We start from the raw sequence: 20269 nt of genomic DNA, 5'->3' as shown, positions 1-20269 counted from the left end.
GATCACTTCTCACTGTCTACCAGGCCGCGTACAAACCAACGCTGCATCAGAAGGACCACCGCGACCGGTGGAATTAAAGTCAGGATCATCGCTGCCATCACCTGATTCCATTGGGTTGGCGCACCTGAGCTAGAGATCATGCTCCTTATCCCAGCCACCGCAGTGCCCATAGAGGCATCGCTGGTAATCAGAATTGGCCAAAGATATTGGTTCCAACCATAGATAAAAGTGATAACAAACAGTGCGGCCAAATTGGTTTTAGATAGTGGCAATACGATATCCCAAAAAAAGCGCATCGCCCCGGCACCATCAATACGCGCCGCTTCCAATAGCTCATCGGGCAAGGTCATAAAGAACTGGCGGAATAAGAACGTTGCGGTAGCTGACGCCATCAGCGGCAGGGTCAAACCGGTATAACTGTCGAGCATATTCAGGTTCGCAATCACCTGAATTGTTGGGAAAATACGCACTTCCACCGGCAGCATCAGTGTCAGGAAAATCAACCAAAAAAACAGGTTACGTAGCGGGAAGCGAAAGTAAACGATGGCATAAGCCGACAACATCGACACGGTGATTTTGCCAACAGTAATCGCAAACGCCATCACAAAACTGTTAAACAACATCAACCCGAACGGTGCACTGTTATTCCCCACCCCGGCATGCCAGATGTGACTAATGTTCTGCCACAAATAAGGCCCAGGTATCAGAGTCATCGGTACCTGAAACACTTGGGTGTCATCTAGCGACGCGGCAACAAAAGCCACATACAGTGGGAATAAGATCAGTAACACGCCGATAATCAGCATGACGTGACAAAAGATATCCAGCCCGCGACGATTCTCTATCATTGGTAACGCACCTTACGTTCAACAAAGCGGAACTGGATAACCGTCAGGCCAATCACCAGCAACATCAGCACCACCGACTGAGCGGCAGAGCTCGATAAATCCAGGCCAGCAAAGCCTTCGCGATAAATCTTATAAATCAAGGTCGTCGTGGCCTGCATCGGCCCACCGCCTGTCGCCGCATCAATAACGGGGAAAGTATCGAAGAAGGCATAGACCAGATTCACCACCAGCAGGAAGAAACTGACCGGTGAAATCAGCGGCAGCACCAGATTGAAGAAGCGGCGCACTGGCCCGGCGCCGTCGATAACAGCGGCTTCAACCAATGAACGCGGAATAGATTGCAGCGCGGCGAGGAAAAACAGGAAGTTATAGCTGATTTGCTTCCATACTGAAGCCAACACTACCAAGAACATGGCCTGCCCGCTGTTTTGCGCGTGGTTCCAGTTGTAACCCAATGTGGCAAGGAAATGTGTTATCAACCCCAGCCCCGGATTGAATAGGAAAATCCACAATACGGCAGCGACAGCAGGGGCCACCGCATACGGCAGAATCATTAAGGTTTGATAGATACGGCTGCCACGCAGAACGTAATCCACCATGGCAGCCAGAAACAGCGAAACAATCAAACCAATACCGGCCACCAGCGAGCTAAAAATCAGCGTGGTATAAAACGAAGCCAAATAATATTCATCCTGAAAAAGCTGAATAAAGTTACTCAGCCCAACAAACTCACTGGAGAGACCGAAGGGATCTAACATTTGTACTGAGTACCACAGCGCCTCACCCGCAGGCCAGAGGAAGAAAACAGCGGTAATGACCAATTGGGGCAATACCAGCAGGTAAGGCAACCAACTACAGGAAAAACCGGGACGGGAAGATGACATAAAATTAACCGTTTATCCGACGACGTATTGATAACACCAGAGTGCTAATCAAAAATGTGGCGTCCTAACTCAATACTGTACAACGCTATTTGCCGTTACTGGCGCAGGCCGTTTGGGTGCAGACAGCGCTCCCAAACGGGCAAGCCAGGTAGCCAAGTAACCTTATTTATTCGCTTGTTCAAAGCGGCGCAGTAGCACATCACCGCGCTTAACGGCACCATCCAACGCAGCTTGAGGCGTTTTCTTACCGGTCCACACCCCTTCCAGCTCTTCATCTACCACGGTGCGAATCTGTGGCATGTTGCCCAAACGCAAACCTTTGGTGTATGGCAATGGCGGTTTGTTCAACATCTGGCGAGTCGCTACATCAGCACCTGGGTTCTTATCATAGAAACCTTGCTGTTTAGTCAGCTCATAGGCTGCCGTCGTAATTGGTAGGTAACCCGTCTTCTGATGCCATTCAGCAGCAATTTCCGGTTGAGCCAAGTATTGCAGGAATTCAGCTACACCTTTGTAAGTATCTTTATCTTTGCCATCCATCACCCAGAGACTAGCACCGCCGATAATGGCATTTTGTGGTGCATTTTTTTCGTCCGCATCGTAAGGCATCATGCCAACGCCATAGTTAAATTTGGCGTAATGGCGAATATCCGCAAGGGAACCTGAAGAAGCAGTGGTAATGGCACAATCACCGTTATAGAACTTGGCAGTGGACTCATCTTTGCGGCCAAAATAGGTGAAATCGCCTTTTTTATTCATATCTGCCAGCAACTGGATGTGCTTAACCTGTACTGGCTTATTGAATTCCAGTACCGCATCAGTGCCATCAAAGCCATTGTTACGGCTGGCAATAGGTTGACCGTGCCAGGCACTGAAGTTTTCAATTTGAATCCAACCCTGCCAGCCGCTGGCGTACCCACAGCTTGAACCCGCAGCACGCAGTTTTGCAGTATCCGCAGCCAGTTCCTGCCAGGTTTTTGGCGGCTGATCCGGGTTCAGCCCCGCTTTCTTAAAGGCATCTTTGTTGTAGTACAACACAGGAGTGGAACTGTTAAATGGTTGAGATAATAAGTGGCCGGTTTTGGCATCGGTGTAATAACCGGCTACTGTTGGTACAAACACGGACTCATCAAATTTGATATTGGCATCTTTAAATACTTGGAATACTGGCTTAATCGCCTTGCTGGCCATCATGGTGGCAGTACCCACTTCATATACCTGCAAAATCGCGGGGGCTTTACCGGAGCGGAATGCTGCAATCCCAGCCGCCAAGCTCTGCTCGTAGTTCCCTTTATAAACAGGCACGATTTTATAGTCGCTATGGGACTGGTTAAATCGGTCAGCTAATGAATTAACTTCTACACCTAACTCCCCTTCCATCGAATGCCAGAAAGGGATTTCAGTCACTGCCATCGCATTGGCGCTAAACGCCAATGTCAGCGCAATGCAAAGCGATGTTTTACGAATGGTTTTATTAAACATATCTGGCCCCTGAATAAATCTGTATGGCTCACATCAATGAATTACTGTGGACAAGTGAGCGAAATAAATCAGTTTTTGTTCGCAAGCAAACATGACACCGTTTCATGACAGAAATATAACTTTAACGTGACAGAAAAATGACATAAAAATTAACGCAAAACATCAGATAAATTAACAACCGAAATAACACCATCAACTAATAAAATAAAACTAATCATTAAATAAAAATTAATAAAACTATAATGCAACCTATAAATTAAAACAAAAAAACCATTAAATATAAATGCTGGAAATATAAACAAAGACATTCATAACATTATGAAATACAACAAGGCCACAATTATAAAATAGGACTAACTCTTACTTGAAAAAATACCATTTTAAATGTTAGTGTTCTTTTCGGCTTATGTGGAAGTGTATTAACATGATTTTAACGCCCTCATTATCATCACCATAAAAGCCACAAGCATCATTAATTCCTTTCCATTTGGATAAGGATTTTATATATAACGGACTATCAGGTATTTAATAATGAAAAAGACGCTACTTTCTATTGTTACCATGGCGATATTAACCACCAGTGTTAGCGCCAATGCGAATGTAATGACAAGTTTACAATCTGGTATAAATAATGCTCAAACTCAAGGTATTCAGAGCATGAATCAGTCTGATCAGAATGTATATTTCAAACCTGCATTAACGAAAGAAATCATGGTTGAATTAGAAGTACCTCAAATAGTTAAATTTTCCAAATCAAATGGTGACGAACTGAATTTAATTAAACTTAGCCTAGACTCCGCCATGAACTCATACAAGGCGACAGAGAACATCCGAGTAGAATCTAATGGCGACAGTAAAGTTCGTATTGGCCTTGGAAAACCATTTGATTTAGTGTCTAACAATGGTTCAAAAATACCATCTACCCCTGTCGTAACTATAGGTAATATGATGCTGAATGGCGCTGCTAATGTTGGGCTTGGTGGTGTCGCAGTGTTCCCCTTAACTAACTCAGTACTCGATACCACTCTAAATATTATCGTAAAAGGCAACGGACTTAAGTCTACCGAAGTATACACAGGCACACTTAATCTAGTTATTGAAACAGCAGCATAACTCAGTAAAAATATTATAATTTCCTTATTATTAACACATACAGTCAGGGGATAAACTCCTGGCTGCATGCTCCTTTGAACCAAAAATATAACGTAATGGTGTAACCAGAACCATTAACATAGAAATATATTATTCAAATGGAGACGGCATATCGCAATAGTAGTTAACAGTGGAATGGAATCCTATGACGAATAATCTAATAACTAATAAGGCCACTTTACTTGTTTTATTACTCACTACAATTATTTCAGCACAGGCAGAAGAGATAACGATCGAATACTTAGTACCTGCTGGTTTTTCTACGGTGAAAGAAGGTGAAGCGCTGCAATTACTGGGCATATTAGACGGTAAAACATTACCTCGCCCATTTTTTTTCTCGGAAAAAAAACAGCAGTTAAGTTTTGATCAACAACAATATCGCAATAACCACATTGATGAAAAATCAATTATTCTATTAGAAAATATTTTATCCCAAATCCCTTACTTGCAATGCAAGAATGGCTGCGATTATCTCTTATCTAACCATCGAGTCACCGTAGATAAGGTCAATAATGTTGTAACGATAACCGATAACAGCAACCGTTATTTGATGCCCGTCACCACGTGGGGCTTGGTCCATAATCAGGCCATTGACCTACGGATGACCGCAGAAAATTACCGCGCTATTTCAGGCCGTGGGCAAGGATATATCGGTCTACCTTTTCAATCTTTTGGCTTTGCCAATTGGTTTTATAACACCACCCGTTCAAAGAACAGCTATCACTCCACACACCAGTCTCAATATCAGCAACAAACTCAAATGGGTATCGATAGTTGGTACTTGCAAAAGAACTTCCAAGCGCTCTACCTACGGGCCGGTAGACAAAATAATCTGGATAACAGCGCTGGCAGCATTCATACCCTGATTAATCCTGCTTTAAACCAATTCGTGACGCTGGGTAGCCAAAGTTATTTGGTTATTAGTAAGCCCTCCGCAGGCAGCTTAGTACTATATGCTACCAGCGATGGCGATTTTGAAATCTATCGCGATAGCCAACTTATCCGCCGAATCCCTGCTCAACTAGGCCGTAATGAAATTGATTACAACCAACTTCCCGGCGGCTACTACAACGTGGAGATCCGGTTAGTCAATCGTACTGGGAAAGTCGTCAGCCAGGAAAACCAAACCATCAGTAATATTAGCACTCAAACCAATAATGGCTGGTTCCTAACCATGGGTAAAGGAATGGTGCGTAGCCATAGCTCTCCCCACCTGATGCAGTTTGGTCGCAGTATGAACCTGCAAAGCGTGCAAGCGAATATCACGCTGCTCAAAGATAACGCCAGCCACTGGGCAGCAGAAGGGAATATTTCGCGCCCATTTATTTTTTCCGATCTCGACCTTACCCCTACTCTGGGCGTGATGTCTGGCGAAAAACGCGATGGAGGATATCTGCGCATAGCCGGCGGAAGCACCGTACTAGGATATGCATCTGTATCCCATTATCAAACACCAGATGTGTCTATATACGCACCAAATGCAGGTAACACATCAGCTTCTTATAACCGCCAATTGGGGCCGGTCCAACTGAGCTATCAATTCAATCAATTTAACACCAGCCAACAACATCGTATCCAAAGCCGCTGGGACTGGCGACGGCCGCAATATAGCCTTGCGCTGTCCCTTGGTGTACAAAAAGGCGGGCAATGGAATAGCCAGAATAATTACGGTGTATTTCTTAATACCACACTCTCCTTTCTCAAAAGCAGCGCCAGCATCAACAGTGCCTATGATCAGCAGCAGTTGGTTACCAGTGCCAGTTATCAAAAAGAATTTAACGATAACTATGGCACCAGTACCTTGGGTATTGATGGCAGTGTCAGTGGGAAAATATCCAGCATCGGCAGCTTTGCTCATCGCAGTGGCAGCCGTGGTGATGTATCGGCACGAATGGGGATTGATAACAAGATAGCCGGCAGCATCAGTTATAGCGGCATGCTCGCCGTCAGCCCACAAGGCATGGCATTAGGCCGCAGCAGCTACAGCGGAACCGCATTACTGATAGAAACACCCGACTTGGCTGGCACTCCATATAGTTTCAATGCGGAAGGTCATCCAATAACCGGCAGTGGTATTTATGCTATACCGATCCCACGCTATCAGGACCGTTTCTTTGTACAAACACATACCGAACGCAATGACCTGGATATGAATATTCAGTTACCCGTCAATATTGCTCGCGCCCATCCTGGGCAAGTATTTTCCAGCAAGGCCGATATCACATTGAATCTGCTTTATAGCGGTTTTCTCAAAGATGAGCACGGGCAACCTGTTAGCGGGGTTATTCAGGAAACCGGCGATACTGTCCACCCCAATGGTCTGTTTTCTATTCACTCTCGTACCATGCTGAAAAATATTCAGGTTCAAAACAATTTAGCCCATTACCGCTGCAATATGAGTCAGCAACGCGATCACGTTTATCTTTGTCACTTGGATTAATACCCGACAGGAATTGTTATGAAATATACCTATTTATTCTTTACTCTCGCCTTCTTGTTGGCACCGATTAGCACCACTTATGCGCAGTTAGTGGCAGTCCCTACCCGCACCACAGTGGAGGCTCTGGATCAACACAAGGCAATTCAGGTCTATAACAACGGTGATAAGCCGTTGTATCTGGAGATCACATTGCAACGGGTGGATAACCCTGGAGTAAATCCTGAACAGAAAACATTGATAAGTGATATCTCGCGGCCTGAAATGATTTTTAACCCCAACCGGATCACTTTAGGGCCGAAGCAGAAGCGTAATATTAAGCTGTTGCCCTTAAAATCTCCGACTCAGGAAACGCTGTATCGGCTGTATATCAACCCTGTAGTCGATATCAAAGCTATCGGGAGCCATGAGGACAAAAATAAAATCCATGCTCCTATGACCATCAGTATTGGTTATGGTGTATTGATTCATCATGTGCCCCCTTTAACTGCACAGGTTCGTCGCTGGCAACATAAATGTCTGTCGAGCGGTCATCTCATGCTTACCTCTACCGGTACGGTTCATAGCAAATTTGAGCAACTGAACTCCAGCGACAAGACGGATAGTCTTAATCTATATCCCGGAACACCCATCACCCTGTCAACCAAACAACTTAGCGGTAAGGTAGATAATGAAACGTTTACTGTTCATTGCGACTAGCCTCCTGCCGCTCTCTGTTTTCAGTGCCATAGATATTCAGCCACATGTGCTGGAAATAGAGCAGGAAAATACGGTGGTGACCGTGACTAATTACGGTTTAGACCCTGAGTACGTGGCCGTGCAACTGTACCAACTTAATAACCCAGGTGAGTCACCAGAACAAGAATCACTAACCTCGGTAGGTGAACAGCCACAACCTGCGCTGTTTGCCTCACCGGCAAAACTAACCCTGGGACCAAAACAGAGTGGGAGAATATTTCTTAAAGCTCTTAGCACGCCAGATAAAGAGCAGGTATATCGACTCGCGGTAGTACCGGTTAATAATCTGCAAGTTACAGGTGGTCATACTGCCGTGTTGGGGGTGCAATTAAGTTATATGGGCTTGGTCAGGCATTTGGCTGCATCACCGCAACCCCAGTGGGCCCACCGCTGTATTGACGGGAGGGTGGAGTTGCAAAATACCGGTAACACCCGCCTACAGTGGCGCCAGTTGAAAACCCAGGAACAGGATATAGAGGGCTTTAATCTCTATCCCGACCAACGCCGACAACTGTCGGTCAGTGATGTACGAGGAATGATCGAGGATAAGCCCTTCAACTTGCGATGTATCGCAGGGTAAAGATAAGGAACATTATGAATATCACCAAAATAATCGCCCTATTCCTATTACTCCCCTTACAGGTCAGGGCCGATTCGATTCCACTGGGGAATATCGATGTAAGATTAGAAGTAACAGCACACCCCAGGATCGAGGTTGAAAAACCACAAGGAGGTTGGTATAGCAGTATAAAGCTGGAAAGTAGCCCGGAAAATCACTTGCTGTATCAAAAGGAACTCCCAGTAACCGTCAAGCTACGCAGGCAAGAAGGGTTTCGAATTTCGGTGAAAAACCCACTGATACTTACTCGACATTCTACTGCGCGGGCGGGAGCAGATCAGGCGTTCTCTCCCGCGCAAGTGCGCTGGGGTACGGATCACGCCAACCTGCGGGTGTTATCAACCATCCCTGAGGCATTCAACGTGGCCCAAGGTAAAACCCGCCAAACCAACACCGACTATATATTACATATTTCTGCATTAGCGCCCAGTGGGCCAAATTCCGCTGGGAAATATCACGGGCAGCTAACATTAATATTTGAAACGAATAGCTGAAATAACTAACTGATAGTCATGGAGAGATAATCAAGTGAATGTTAAATACAGACTATTCCTTATGGGAATAATGTTGCTAATAATACAACCTGTAGCTATGGCAAATCTCTATTTTTATCCCTACACACAACAATATTCGAACTGTGAAATAAAACTAAATGATGATAACAGCGTGGAGGTTTCTTTTCAGGCGATTATAGTGAAAGATCTCTATTCTCCATCAGGAACAACGATAAATGGGAAATATATGTTGGCGTGGGGAAGACTACTCGGTATTCCACCTGATGAGATGAAAAATATAGGGTTACCTAACCGGCGTGCGCTCCTGTCACTTTATTTCTATAAAGCTGATGGTTCACGAGATTTTAATATTCAATTTAAAGATATCGCTAATCTCTCGCTCAATGGTGTAACTCCCTCAGGCTCGAATGATAATACTCAGGAAATAGAGTTCAATCGTGATCACAAGTCATCACCCTTTGACAAAAGATATTACTATGTTTCATTCAAGGTTCCCGCACATGCTCTCAAGGATATCAGAATTGGTGCAACGGTAGGCGGCGTGCTCCATTACAAAGGGCAATATCACTCATTGATGTCATCTAATGGCGTTTCCTTTGGTCAAAATGGCAAACAATGCACACTCTTTAATCCTCAGGCAGACGTGGCACCAGAAGCCCTAAAAATTGATCCTAAATTTCGTATGGACGCAAAAACATGGCAATTAAAGTCTTTCGATTTAGATGAATTACTTGAGAAAATTGAGCGCAGCACTAAAGGGAAAAGCGTACACGCACCATTGATTAATCCAGCAGGTAATCGCTTTTGTATCCGCTATCGCACCACTGGGATTCAACAGACGCGTTATATGATTAGTGCCACGAACCGAAATGGATTAGCTGCAAACGCCGCGCATTTTCAGTTAAAGGAAGCGGTGAGTGATAAAACTATCGGTTATACCGTAGAGTTTCAAAACCTGGAAGGTAATACGGCAAACTTTGTACTACCAAAGGAGAAAAAGTTTATTCAATTGAGAAATGATAATGACGGTGAGATGTGCTGGGCTCCTCGCATACGGCTTTATAATACCAGGACAACCGATAAAGGAAGTTATAGCGATACACTTAATTTCACTATTACACCACAGGCATGATGCCGAACAGCTAGAAACCAGAAAATAGCTTTATGATTAGCTAATAACTAAGGCCCTGCAACGGGCCTTCATAAATAAAAATGGCGGTTTAACCGCCCAGATAGGCTGAACGCACCGCTTCATTAGCCAACAACGCAGCACCCGTATCTTCCAGAACGATGCGACCATTCTCCAGTACATACCCACGATCTGCTAATTTCAAAGCCTGATTCGCGTTCTGCTCAACGAGGAAAATGGTCATCCCTTCTTCCCGTAATTGTTGAATAGTATCAAATATTTGCAGAATAATTATCGGTGCTAATCCTAATGAAGGCTCATCCAACAACAGCAACTTCGGTTGGCTCATCAGCGCGCGGCCAATTGCCAACATCTGTTGTTCGCCACCAGACATCGTGCCCGCTCGCTGCACTCGCCGTTCAAACAACCGTGGAAATAAATCATAAACCCGTTCGATACGTTGCTGATATTGCTGACGATCAGCGAAAAATCCCCCCATCGCCAAATTTTCTTCAACCGTCATACGGGAAAACACCCGACGGCCTTCAGGTACAATCGCAATTGCCTCACGCATAATGCGTGCGGTCTGCCAGTCAGTAATATTCTGCTCGCCAAAAACAATACTGCCCTCGGTCGCACGAGGCTCACCACACAATGTGCCCAACAGTGTGGTTTTACCCGCACCGTTGGCACCAATCAGTGTGACGATCTCGCCTTGTTGAATATGTAGGCTAACCTGATGCAATGCCTGAATTTTGCCGTAATGGGCTGAAACGTTATTAAATGACAACATGTTATGTTTATGCCTCGCCCGCTTTTTATTTACCCAAAAATACTTTTACTTAAAAATAAGTTATTCACCTAAATAGGCCCGGATAACGTCCGGGTTATTACGAATTTCGGCAGGTGTGCCTTGAGCTAACGGCGTTCCCTGATTGACCACATAAATGCGATCCGAAATTCCCATCACCAGTTTCATATCATGCTCGATTAACAATACCGAGACTTGGTGTTGGTCACGTAACTCCATAATCAACTGATTCAGTTCATCGGTCTCTTTGGGATTCAATCCTGCAGCGGGTTCATCTAGCATCAATAGCTCAGGGCGAGTCACCATGCAGCGGGCAATTTCCAGACGGCGCTGCTGACCATAGGCTAGATTCCCCGCCTGTCGGTTTGCCAGCTCTAATAGGCCGACACGCTCCAACCAAGTGGCTGCACGTTCCAACGCATCGGCCTCAGCACGCCGAAAACCGGGAGTTTTTAGCAAACCGGCAAAAACTCCACTTTTAAGGTGCTGATGCTGAGCCACTAACAGGTTCTCTACCACCGTCATTTCACGGAACAGACGCACATGCTGGAAAGTACGAATCACCCCCATTCGGGCAATCATCTGGCCAGGTAGCCCTTCAAGATGACGATCACGTAACTTAATCGTGCCACCAGTCGGGCGGTAAAAACCGGTTAGGCAGTTAAAAATTGTGGTCTTACCTGCCCCATTAGGGCCAATCAGCGAGACAATTTCACCCTGATTGAGAGTCAGACCCACGTTGTTCACCGCCAGTAACCCGCCAAAACGCATTGACAGTCCTTCAACCGCTAACAAAGGTTGCGTATTCATACCTGCTCCCCTTTTTTAGCTTTTATCTCTGCTACTTTCAGCTTTAGCTGTGGCCGTTTCATTGGCAGCAACCCTTGTGGACGCCAAATCATCATCAACACCATCAATGCACCTAACAGCAACATACTGTAAGCATTGAGGTCACGCATTAATTCCCGCGAAACCACTAGCAATACCGCCGCCAGGATGACAGCGAACTGTGACCCCATCCCACCTAACACCACAATCGCTAGCACGAAAGCCGATTCAACAAAGGTGAAAGATTCGGGGCTAACAAAACCCTGTCGAGCGGCAAACAGCGTACCGGCAAAACCAGCAAAAGCGGCGCTGATAGTAAATGCAGTCAGCTTGATTTTGGTTGGGCTGAGGCCCAATGAGCGGCAGGCTATTTCATCTTCACGCAATGCTTCCCATGCCCGGCCCAGCGGCATACGCAGCAGTCTGTTGATCACAAATAGGGTCAGGATCACCAATAACAGCGCCACCATATACAAGAAAATGATACGGTCACTTGGATCATAAGTCAGGCCAAAGAAGTTGTGGAAGGTATCCCAACCGCCATCCTTCGCAGTGCGACTGAACTCCAAACCAAACAATGTTGGTTTCGGAATTTGGCTAATCCCATTCGGACCACCGGTGATTTCCGTATTATTGAGTAGCAAAATACGCACAATTTCACCGAAACCCAAAGTGACAATCGCCAGATAATCCCCACGCAAGCGCAACACCGGGAAGCCCAATAAGAAACCAGACAGAGCCGCGACTATGCCAGCCAACGGTAAACTTTCCCAAAAGCCTAAACCGTAATAGTGATTCAGCAGCGCATAGGTATAAGCACCAATGGCGTAGAATCCGCCGTAGCCCAGCACCAACAGACCAGATAGCCCCACGACAACGTTCAATCCCAACCCCAACATGACATAAATCAACGTCAGGGTCGCAATATCTACTGAACCTCGGGATACCAGAAACGGCCAGGCGATTGCAGCGATAATAATTGCGGCGGCTAATAGCTTTTGGCGGGGGGTGGTGCCATCAAAACTAGGCAATACCCATGCTGGACCAGAGACTTTTTTAATCCCTTGCTGGATATACGGTCGCACCAGTTGGAAGAAAAACACCACGATGCAACCCGCACCGATCCACAACCAGCGGACTTCGGCCGCCCCTTGTACGATGAGTTTGGTACCGTCTAACTGCAACTGCAATCCCATCACAAACGAGGCGAGGACGAATAGCACAAAACTGGAAATAATGGCGTTAACGAAGTTGAGCTGTTTCATACTTTTTCAACCTCTGGACGGCCTAAGATCCCAGTAGGCATAACAAGCAGCACCACAATCAGCAATGCGAATGAAACTGCATCTTTGTATTCAGTGCTTAGATAAGCAGAAGTTAATGCTTCAGCCACCCCCAGAATCAAACCACCGATCATCGCACCAGGAATACTACCAATACCACCCAATACGGCTGCGGTGAAGGCTTTCATACCGGCCATAAAACCAATATATGGGTTGATAACCCCATAGAATTGACCGAGCAAAACACCCGCCACGGCGGCCATCAATGCCCCGATAACAAAGGTCAGCGAGATAACACGGTCAGTATTAATCCCCAGCAGGCTCGCCATTTTTAAGTCTTCAGCACAGGCACGGCAGGCGCGGCCCATACGGGAATAGCGGATAAACAAGGTTAATGCCAGCATCGCCAAGAAAGTGACTATCCAGATGGTCAGCTGCATGGTGCTGATGGTCGCGGCAAAACCATTGGTTTCCGCCAATGTCCATTGCCCGGTTACCAAACTCGGCAGTGCCAAATCCCGTGAACCTTGCGTCAGGCTGACGTAGTTTTGCAGGAAGATTGACATCCCAATCGCTGAGATCAGTGCGATCAACCGCTTGGAGCTACGAACCGGCTTATAGGCCACCCGTTCAATACTCCAGCCATAAGCACTAGCGATCACGATAGAGACGAGAAAAGCAGCGCCGATCAATAACCAGCTAGCGTCGATCCCCATCATCATCAACGCGGCGATCACGATAAACGAAACATAGCTGCCGATCATATACACTTCGCCGTGAGCAAAGTTGATCATGCCGATAATGCCGTACACCATGGTATAACCAATGGCGATCAGCGCATACGTGCTGCCCAACGTAACGCCGTTGAACATCTGTTGCAGAAAATAAAGAAACTGCTCTGACATACCCTAACCCTTTGATTCACTTGCCTGGCTGCCCTAGCCAACTGCGCCAAATCTACTGTGTGCAGAGAGGAAAATCCCCCCGAAACATGGGGGGATGCAGTTGGTAAAAGGGGCCGGGTTGCTGCGGGAGCAACCCTACAACTTGATGATTCTAATATTATTGTTATTTGACCGCAGTTGAAGAGCCATCTGCGTGCCATTCAAAAATACCGAATTCAAACCCTTTCAAATCGCCTTTCTCATCCCAACTCAATGGCCCCATCACTGTTTCAACCGGTTTACCGGTTTTCAGATCTTTGACTAAATCAGCCGGCTCTTGGCTACCGCTACGTTCCATCGCGGTGGTTAGCGATTGCAACGCAGCATAGGTTGTCCAAACAAACGGACCGGTTGGGTCAAGTTTCTTGGCTTTCAGCGCGTCAACAATAGGTTGGTTAGTTGGCACTTGATCATAACGTTTCGGTAATGTCACCAGCATGCCTTCAGAAGCGTCACCAGCGATATTAGATAGTGAGGAGTTACCAACGCCCTCTGGCCCCATAAAACGAGCTGTCAGGCCTGCTTGCTTCGCCTGACGTAGGATCTGACCCATCTCTGGGTAGTAACCACCAAAGTAGACGAAATCGACATTCTCTTTCTTCAACCGAGCAACCAGCGTGGAGAAATCTTTATCACCCGCAGTCACACCTTCAAACAGCACAGCTTCGGTACCTTGCTTTTTCAAGCTGTCACGTACAGAACGCGCCAAACCTTCACCGTACTGCTGCTTATCGTGTACCACGGCAATACGTTTAGGCTTGATAGTTTCAAGGATATATTTAGCCGCAGTTGGACCTTGATCAGAATCCAAACCGGTGGTGCGCATGATCATTTTGTAACCACGCGTGGTTAGATCGGCATTGGTTGCAGCAGGCGTGATCATAATCACGCCTTCATCTTCATAAATATCTGAAGCAGGCTGAGTTGAAGAAGAGCACAGATGGCCAATAACATAACGAATACCGTCGTTAATGACTTTGTTGGCGACGGCGACAGCTTGTTTCGGGTCGCAAGCGTCATCGTATTCCACGCCAACCAGTTTATCGCCTTTGATTCCACCTTTAGCATTGATATCAGCAATAGCCTGACGTGCGCCGGTAAATTCCATGTCACCGTATTGGGCAACCGGGCCTGACATCGCGCCAACGATGGCGACTTTAATGTCTTTAGCCAGTACAGAGTGGCTCATCGCCATTGCTATACACCCAGCCAGCAACACTTTACCTTTTGTTAATTTCATCCGCGAATTCCCCATCTGTCATTGTGAACGTGCTTGTTGTGTCGGCCTTAACGTTTTATCGAATTTAACGTTTTATTCATAAGTAATAATGATTTAGTCTCAAAAGTAATGGATTTTTCTAATAAGACTTTATTTTTCATGTCATTAAACAGGAGTTTTATGCTGTAAATCAACTCAGACAAGCAGAAACAAGCGGTGTAAACAGCATAAAATTAGGATTAAATTGAATGGGTTTTACTCAAATGATAGTGGGTTGTGCTGGTTATGTGATCTTTTACTCCGGTAAAACTCGGAAAATGCAGTAGTGAAAAAACATTTTCCGCCGTGAACGTACAGAAAAACTTACACAACGCTCTGCTCTGTGATCTAGTACAATAAACCACAGCCCCATTACCTTACTTTTTTATGGTCTCTCGACGATGAAACTGACTATTGAACGATTAACAACCCTTACTCATCAGGATCTTATCGATTTAGCGAAAATCTGGCCTGAACAGCAGCCAACACTCTGGCAGCAGTGGATTAACGATAGTAAGCCGCTGTTTGGTGCGCGTTTTAATGAACGTTTATTAGGCGCAGTCAAAATCACTGTAAATGGCCAACAAGCTGAGTTTCAGGATTTGTATGTCAGAGAGGTGACTCGTCGCCGTGGCGTGGGATTATATTTGATCGAAGAAACGCAGCGTCAATTACCGACAGTACAGCACTGGCAACTTAAGGATGAGCAGGTTATAGCGGAACAATATGAGGCGATGGATAGTTTTATGCACGCCTGCGGTTTTAGCCGTGGCACACAAGGCTGGCACAAATAGCCAGTATCAATAAAATAGCGATCTCAGCTCATTTGGTTTTGCTAGATAAAGCGGCTTTTGCTAAATAAATTTTGTTGATGGTGGGTACCGAACAAGCAAAAGGGCGACATTAATAAATAATATCGCCCTTCATGTTACGCCATATCCCGTTTATAGCTAACATCGCAGTAGTGTTTAACTGTAATGCTAATGGTTTTGGGTCTATGTATTAGGCTTCAATCGCCATGCGTAATTTTTTCATCGCGTTCTTTTCAAGCTGACGCACACGTTCAGCAGACACACCATACTGATCGGCCAACTCCTGCAACGTTGACTTGTTGTCATCGTCCAACCAACGGGCGCGAATAATATGCTGGCTCCGCTCGTCCAATCCTTCCAACGCATAAGACAGTTTATCTGCCGCATGGTTATCCCAGTTATCCTCTTCGATGCCATCAGCAAAATCAGAGGTTTTATCCTGTAAATACAGGACCGGTGCCATGGATTGGCCATCACGTGCTTCGTCATCGGGAGATGGATCGAATGTCATATCCTGTGCGGACATGCGTGATTCCATCTCGCGAACATCTTTACTGGTTACACCCAGTTCTTTGGCAACCAGCTCGACTTCATCCTGATTAAACCAGCCCAGACGCTGCTTGGTTTTACGCAGGTTGAAGAACAATTTACGTTGAGCTTTGGTGGTTGCGACTTTGACAATTCGCCAGTTACGCAGAACATATTCGTGAATTTCTGCTTTGATCCAGTGTACCGCGAAGGACACCAGACGCACCCCGACCTCAGGGTTAAAACGGCGAACCGCTTTCATCAAGCCAATATTACCTTCCTGAATAAGGTCAGCCTGTGGCAAACCATACCCAGAATAGTTGCGGGCAACATGAGCGACAAAGCGCAGGTGAGACAGGATAAGCTGTTTAGCCGCCCCCAGATCGCCCTGGTAATGCAGCCGTTCAGCCAGCTCCCGTTCTTCCTCTGCGGTCAGCATTGGATAGGCGTTGGCGGCCCGAATATAGGCTTCCAGACTACCTTGGGGTACTAAGGCTAAAGTTTGCATTTCTTTGGTCATTCAAAACCCTCTCATTGCATGTTTAGTGCAGTTTTGTCTCAGCGCAGATATTTTAGCATCTGCTTAAACAGATTCAAGCGCTGGGCGCATTATCATTTCACTGTGTTATTCGACTGGTTATTGCCGTAAAAGTTCATACTGGATCACACTTTTTGACTATGGATCTTCGCAGATAACCGGTCAAGCGTATCAGGGAGAGTAGATGGAACACACTGCGGCAAATACCTCTTTCCCTGCTTTAGCTCAACACCACAGGGAAAGAGTATAACAAACATTCTTTACTGCGGTGTAAATCGACGTAAATGTTGAACCGTTGCCAGCCACGCTGCAATCCAGCCGATCATGGCGGAGATCAATACCAACAACAGGCACTCATCCCAGCTCAAACCATGTAAGGTAAATTGGGTACCGAACACCGCCGCTACCTGCGTAACCACCGAGCCAAGCTTCCATACCAGCCCTTCAGATAGGGCAAGCGATAACACTGCACCACCAAATCCAAGCATTGCCCCACCGTTCAGGAAGGGCCGGAGAATGAACCCATCAGTCGCACCAATCAGCTTCATAACATTGATGGTATCGCGGCGACTAAAGATACTTAGACGCACACTGTTACCAATTACCAAGAACACGGCAACCACCATCAAAATGCCAATCATAGCCGCGACCTGCCCGACCAGACCGGTCAACGCTGCCAAACGGGCAAACCAGCTATCATCCATACGGACTTCAGCCACCCCTTCAACTTTACTGACCCGATCACGCAGAGTATCCAGCGTTCCTGAGCTTTGGAAATCTAACTTCGGTGTGATGATGGCAACAGCAGGCAGCGGATTTTCTTCCAGCATATCCAGTGCCCCACCAAAACCGGACCAGTTGCGGAACTCACCCATCGCTTCTTCCCGCGACAGATAATTAACCTTCTCCACACCCGCTTCCGCTTTCAGCGCAGTCACCACGTTCTCAGCCGCGTTATCATCCAGTGCTTTATCTAAATAGACCGTCAGTTGTGGGGTTGGGTACCATTGGTCTGCTGCCTGACTGACGTTCTTCCATACGATATAGCATACGCTTGGTAGCGTTAACGAAATGGCAATCACCATCACCGTTAGCAGCGTCGCCAATGGCTGGCGCATCATATCGGCAATGGCATTAACCCATGAATAGCGCCACTGTTCACGCCAACCGCCTTTTAGCGCCTTGGTTTTTGCTTTCTGTGCGTTACTTGCCATGATGCGCTCCTGACATCCGCCCCTGACTCAACGTCAGAATCGGGTAATGCCGCCGGGCAATCAACGACGTATCGTGGGTTGCCATCAACACGGTAACGCCCACACGGTTAAATTCTTCAAACAAACGCAAAATACCTTCGGATAACGCATCATCCAGGTTACCCGTCGGTTCATCAGCCAGTAATACTGCCGGTTTATTCACTACCGCCCGTGCAATGCCCACACGCTGTTGTTCACCGCCGGAAAGCTGAATTGGGAGATTTTTCGCCTTATCCAGCAACCCCACTTTATCCAGTGCTGCGGACACCCTGCGGCGAATATCTTCAGTGCTGGCACCAGCGATAATCAATGGCATAGCAACATTGTCATATACCGTTCTGTCCAACAGCAGGTGGTGATCCTGGAAGATCATCCCGATCTGGCGGCGCAGGAAAGGCACTTCACGGTTTTTCAACCGACTGATATCGTGACCGCCAAACCAGATATGACCGGCACTGGGGCGCTCGATACCACAAATCAGTTTCAGCAGGGTACTTTTCCCTGCACCGGAATGGCCGGTCAGAAACGCCATTTCCGCTGGGCGCAGATGAAAATCGACCCCTTGGAGCGCCTGTCGTCCGCCCAGATAAGCTTTACTGACCTGTTCAAAGCGAATCATCCGTATTAGTCCTCTCGGGCAAAAAGAGCCTCAATAAAATCGTCAGCCTTAAATGGCCGCAAATCTTCTATACCTTCCCCAACACCGATATAACGGATTGGGATTCCGAACTGATCTGCGATGGCAAAAATCACCCCGCCCTTGGCGGTGCCATCCAGTTTAGTCAGAGTAATTCCGGTCAGACCGACGGCTTCATTAAACAGTTTCGCCTGACTCACCGCATTTTGTCCGGTACTGGCATCTAACGTCAGCATAACCTCATGAGGGGCGTCGCCGTCCAGCTTTTTCATCACTCGGACAATCTTCTTCAACTCTTCCATCAGGTGAGCTTTATTTTGCAAGCGCCCGGCAGTGTCCGCTAGCAGCACATCAATGCCTCGGGCTTTAGCTGCCTGAATAGCATCGAAAATCACCGAAGCAGAGTCTGCACCGGTATGCTGTGCCACTACAGCAATCTTGTTACGATCCCCCCAAACTTGCAGTTGTTCTACCGCAGCCGCACGGAAAGTATCACCCGCAGCCAGCATGACAGATTTACCTTCAGCCTGGAATTGACGTGCCAGTTTTCCGATGGTGGTAGTTTTACCCACACCATTGACGCCAACCATTAAGATAACAAAGGGATTTTTACCGCTGACATCCAATGGCTTGTCTACTTTAGACAGAATTTCAGACATTTCCTCTTTAAGCTTGCCATACAACGCTTCGGCATCTTTTAGCTGCTTACGGCTGGCATGTTCAGTCAGGGAAGTAATGATTTTACGGGTAGTTTCGACACCAACGTCGGCGATCAGGAGCTGTTCTTCCAGCTCTTCAAACAGATCGTCGTCGATTTTCTTACCACTGAACAGCCCCAGAAAACCTGAACCAAGATTCTGCTTGGTTTTAAGTAAGCTGCGTTTTAAACGTGCAAAGAAACCTTCTTTGGTCGGGCGTTCTTGTTCCTGAACCGCTACCGGCGCGATTTCGTTTACCGCTTCAAGCTCTTCTTGTGACTCAAATTCGTCTTCGATTTCTTCTTCAATTGCTACTGTTTCGTCGCTAACCTCGCCCCTGCGCTCTTCCACCATAGCTGGTGGTGCAGGGATATCGAGAACAAGGTTATCGTCTGTCAACGGCAGTTCTGGCGCACTGACGGTGCCTTCATCCCATTGAGCAACATTATCGTCTTCATTCTCATGTTGTGAGAAATGATGTTGTAAATACTGAGGATCTGAAGATAAATCTATCGGTTCGTCAGCAACCCGCGCCGTGGGTTCTGCATCCAGCTCAGGGAGAATTTCAGACGCGGCTTCACTGACAACCGCACTATCCCATTCACCCGGTGCAACAGTGACATGCTCTTCTACCTCAACAGGCAGATGCTCAGATGCTATCTCAATCTGTTTCTCACTGATGGCTTGCTCTTCAGCATGCTCAGCAACACTTTCTTTTTCAGTAGCCAATGGCTCTGTTGGTTGTTCTTCATTCTGACGGCCAAGGCCCAGCCAGGAAAAAAACCCACGTTTTTTTTCTTTTGCCATTTGCGACTACACTCCTCGCGGTTTAATCATGGCTTTACCCTTATGACTTCGGGTTTGCATAAATAAGA

Annotated in this window: 19 protein-coding genes; 7 read left to right on the top strand and 12 right to left on the bottom strand. The window is 46.6% G+C overall.

Annotated features, from left to right (window positions below; genetic code table 11):
• Positions 1–2 precede the first annotated feature (2 nt).
• The 3 genes from ugpE to ugpB form a co-directional block, all read right to left on the bottom strand.
• On the bottom strand, positions 3–848 hold the full coding sequence (ugpE, locus tag EL015_RS01270) for a sn-glycerol-3-phosphate ABC transporter permease UgpE (RefSeq protein ID WP_032906881.1): 846 nt from the start codon (positions 846–848) through the stop codon (positions 3–5).
• Positions 845–1732, bottom strand: coding sequence for a sn-glycerol-3-phosphate ABC transporter permease UgpA (ugpA, locus tag EL015_RS01265; protein WP_032906882.1), 888 nt, complete (start codon positions 1730–1732; stop codon positions 845–847). The genes ugpE and ugpA overlap by 4 nt, the downstream gene beginning before the upstream one ends.
• A gap of 162 nt (positions 1733–1894) precedes the next feature.
• A complete protein-coding gene (gene ugpB / locus EL015_RS01260) occupies positions 1895–3214 on the bottom strand; it encodes a sn-glycerol-3-phosphate ABC transporter substrate-binding protein UgpB (RefSeq protein ID WP_005187907.1) in 1320 nt (439 codons plus the stop codon).
• Between the two features lie 531 nt (positions 3215–3745).
• Between ugpB and EL015_RS01255 the strand changes: the two genes are divergently transcribed.
• The 6 genes from EL015_RS01255 (at position 3746) to EL015_RS01230 (ending at position 9807) form a co-directional block, all read left to right on the top strand.
• A complete protein-coding gene (locus tag EL015_RS01255; RefSeq protein WP_032906883.1) occupies positions 3746–4327 on the top strand; it encodes a CS1 type fimbrial major subunit in 582 nt (193 codons plus the stop codon).
• 184 nt (positions 4328–4511) lie between these two features.
• Positions 4512–6806: a TcfC E-set like domain-containing protein gene (locus EL015_RS01250; protein WP_197716183.1), complete on the top strand. Its 2295-nt coding sequence runs from the start codon at positions 4512–4514 to the stop codon at positions 6804–6806.
• Positions 6807–6824: 18 nt separating this feature from the next.
• A complete protein-coding gene (locus tag EL015_RS01245; RefSeq protein WP_005187921.1) occupies positions 6825–7502 on the top strand; it encodes a fimbrial biogenesis chaperone in 678 nt (225 codons plus the stop codon).
• Positions 7474–8121: a hypothetical protein gene (locus EL015_RS01240; protein ID WP_032906884.1), complete on the top strand. Its 648-nt coding sequence runs from the start codon at positions 7474–7476 to the stop codon at positions 8119–8121. Before EL015_RS01245 ends, EL015_RS01240 begins: the two co-directional genes overlap by 29 nt.
• Before the next feature lie 14 nt (positions 8122–8135).
• Positions 8136–8654 (top strand): hypothetical protein, encoded by a 519-nt coding sequence (locus tag EL015_RS01235; RefSeq protein WP_005187927.1) that lies wholly within the window; start codon positions 8136–8138, stop codon positions 8652–8654.
• Positions 8655–8688: 34 nt separating this feature from the next.
• Positions 8689–9807, top strand: a complete 1119-nt coding sequence (locus EL015_RS01230; protein ID WP_032906886.1) for a hypothetical protein — start codon at positions 8689–8691, stop codon at positions 9805–9807.
• Positions 9808–9895: 88 nt separating this feature from the next.
• On the opposite strand, the gene livF is transcribed toward EL015_RS01230, so the two are convergent.
• The 5 genes from livF to EL015_RS01205 all read right to left on the bottom strand — a co-directional run bounded on the left by livF (position 9896) and on the right by EL015_RS01205 (position 14910).
• Positions 9896–10597, bottom strand: a complete 702-nt coding sequence (gene livF / locus EL015_RS01225; RefSeq protein WP_005187933.1) for a high-affinity branched-chain amino acid ABC transporter ATP-binding protein LivF — start codon at positions 10595–10597, stop codon at positions 9896–9898.
• 60 nt (positions 10598–10657) lie between these two features.
• Positions 10658–11425, bottom strand: coding sequence for a high-affinity branched-chain amino acid ABC transporter ATP-binding protein LivG (gene livG, locus EL015_RS01220; RefSeq protein ID WP_042568945.1), 768 nt, complete (start codon positions 11423–11425; stop codon positions 10658–10660).
• Complete coding sequence (locus tag EL015_RS01215) at positions 11422–12708, bottom strand: high-affinity branched-chain amino acid ABC transporter permease LivM (protein ID WP_032906887.1); 1287 nt, start codon at positions 12706–12708, stop codon at positions 11422–11424. The genes livG and EL015_RS01215 overlap by 4 nt, the downstream gene beginning before the upstream one ends.
• Positions 12705–13631 carry a high-affinity branched-chain amino acid ABC transporter permease LivH gene (livH, locus tag EL015_RS01210; RefSeq protein WP_005187943.1) on the bottom strand — a complete coding sequence of 309 codons (927 nt, stop codon included), beginning with the start codon at positions 13629–13631 and terminating at the stop codon, positions 12705–12707. The genes EL015_RS01215 and livH overlap by 4 nt, the downstream gene beginning before the upstream one ends.
• A gap of 163 nt (positions 13632–13794) precedes the next feature.
• Positions 13795–14910, bottom strand: a complete 1116-nt coding sequence (locus tag EL015_RS01205) for a branched-chain amino acid ABC transporter substrate-binding protein (RefSeq protein ID WP_005187945.1) — start codon at positions 14908–14910, stop codon at positions 13795–13797.
• Between the two features lie 419 nt (positions 14911–15329).
• Here EL015_RS01205 and panM point away from each other — a divergent pair, with 419 nt between their 5' ends.
• Entirely contained in the window at positions 15330–15722 is a 393-nt protein-coding gene (gene panM, locus EL015_RS01200) for an aspartate 1-decarboxylase autocleavage activator PanM (RefSeq protein WP_005187951.1), read from the top strand.
• Positions 15723–15930: 208 nt separating this feature from the next.
• Here the strand turns inward: panM and rpoH are convergent, their stop codons facing one another.
• The 4 genes from rpoH to ftsY form a co-directional block, all read right to left on the bottom strand.
• Positions 15931–16788 (bottom strand): RNA polymerase sigma factor RpoH, encoded by an 858-nt coding sequence (rpoH, locus tag EL015_RS01195; protein WP_004391342.1) that lies wholly within the window; start codon positions 16786–16788, stop codon positions 15931–15933.
• A 278-nt stretch (positions 16789–17066) separates the two neighbouring features.
• A complete protein-coding gene (ftsX, locus tag EL015_RS01190; RefSeq protein WP_032906888.1) occupies positions 17067–18020 on the bottom strand; it encodes a permease-like cell division protein FtsX in 954 nt (317 codons plus the stop codon).
• Entirely contained in the window at positions 18010–18678 is a 669-nt protein-coding gene (gene ftsE, locus EL015_RS01185) for a cell division ATP-binding protein FtsE (protein WP_005187957.1), read from the bottom strand. Before ftsE ends, ftsX begins: the two co-directional genes overlap by 11 nt.
• Before the next feature lie 5 nt (positions 18679–18683).
• The gene (ftsY, locus tag EL015_RS01180) at positions 18684–20201 is read right to left on the bottom strand and encodes a signal recognition particle-docking protein FtsY (RefSeq protein ID WP_005187967.1); all 1518 of its coding nucleotides are present in this window, start codon (positions 20199–20201) and stop codon (positions 18684–18686) included.
• Positions 20202–20269: the final 68 nt, after the last annotated feature.

It is taken from the genome of Yersinia intermedia (assembly GCF_900635455.1).
GTDB classification, from domain to species: domain Bacteria; phylum Pseudomonadota; class Gammaproteobacteria; order Enterobacterales; family Enterobacteriaceae; genus Yersinia; species Yersinia intermedia.
The sequence above is the reverse complement of the archived record's forward strand: the minus strand, read 5'-3'. Positions and strand labels throughout refer to the sequence as shown.

Coding starts and splice junctions, on each gene's coding strand:
- ftsX (WP_032906888.1), bottom strand. CDS start 18,020: ATGGCAAGTAACGCACAGAAAGCAAAAACCAAGGCGCTAAAAGGCGGT.
- ugpA (WP_032906882.1), bottom strand. CDS start 1,732: ATGTCATCTTCCCGTCCCGGTTTTTCCTGTAGTTGGTTGCCTTACCTG.
- EL015_RS01215 (WP_032906887.1), bottom strand. CDS start 12,708: ATGAAACAGCTCAACTTCGTTAACGCCATTATTTCCAGTTTTGTGCTA.
- livF (WP_005187933.1), bottom strand. CDS start 10,597: ATGTTGTCATTTAATAACGTTTCAGCCCATTACGGCAAAATTCAGGCA.
- rpoH (WP_004391342.1), bottom strand. CDS start 16,788: ATGACCAAAGAAATGCAAACTTTAGCCTTAGTACCCCAAGGTAGTCTG.
- EL015_RS01250 (WP_197716183.1), top strand. CDS start 4,512: ATGACGAATAATCTAATAACTAATAAGGCCACTTTACTTGTTTTATTA.
- panM (WP_005187951.1), top strand. CDS start 15,330: ATGAAACTGACTATTGAACGATTAACAACCCTTACTCATCAGGATCTT.
- EL015_RS01235 (WP_005187927.1), top strand. CDS start 8,136: ATGAATATCACCAAAATAATCGCCCTATTCCTATTACTCCCCTTACAG.
- EL015_RS01255 (WP_032906883.1), top strand. CDS start 3,746: ATGAAAAAGACGCTACTTTCTATTGTTACCATGGCGATATTAACCACC.
- ugpB (WP_005187907.1), bottom strand. CDS start 3,214: ATGTTTAATAAAACCATTCGTAAAACATCGCTTTGCATTGCGCTGACA.
- ftsE (WP_005187957.1), bottom strand. CDS start 18,678: ATGATTCGCTTTGAACAGGTCAGTAAAGCTTATCTGGGCGGACGACAG.
- ugpE (WP_032906881.1), bottom strand. CDS start 848: ATGATAGAGAATCGTCGCGGGCTGGATATCTTTTGTCACGTCATGCTG.
- livG (WP_042568945.1), bottom strand. CDS start 11,425: ATGAATACGCAACCTTTGTTAGCGGTTGAAGGACTGTCAATGCGTTTT.
- EL015_RS01245 (WP_005187921.1), top strand. CDS start 6,825: ATGAAATATACCTATTTATTCTTTACTCTCGCCTTCTTGTTGGCACCG.
- livH (WP_005187943.1), bottom strand. CDS start 13,631: ATGTCAGAGCAGTTTCTTTATTTTCTGCAACAGATGTTCAACGGCGTT.
- EL015_RS01240 (WP_032906884.1), top strand. CDS start 7,474: ATGAAACGTTTACTGTTCATTGCGACTAGCCTCCTGCCGCTCTCTGTT.
- ftsY (WP_005187967.1), bottom strand. CDS start 20,201: ATGGCAAAAGAAAAAAAACGTGGGTTTTTTTCCTGGCTGGGCCTTGGC.
- EL015_RS01205 (WP_005187945.1), bottom strand. CDS start 14,910: ATGAAATTAACAAAAGGTAAAGTGTTGCTGGCTGGGTGTATAGCAATG.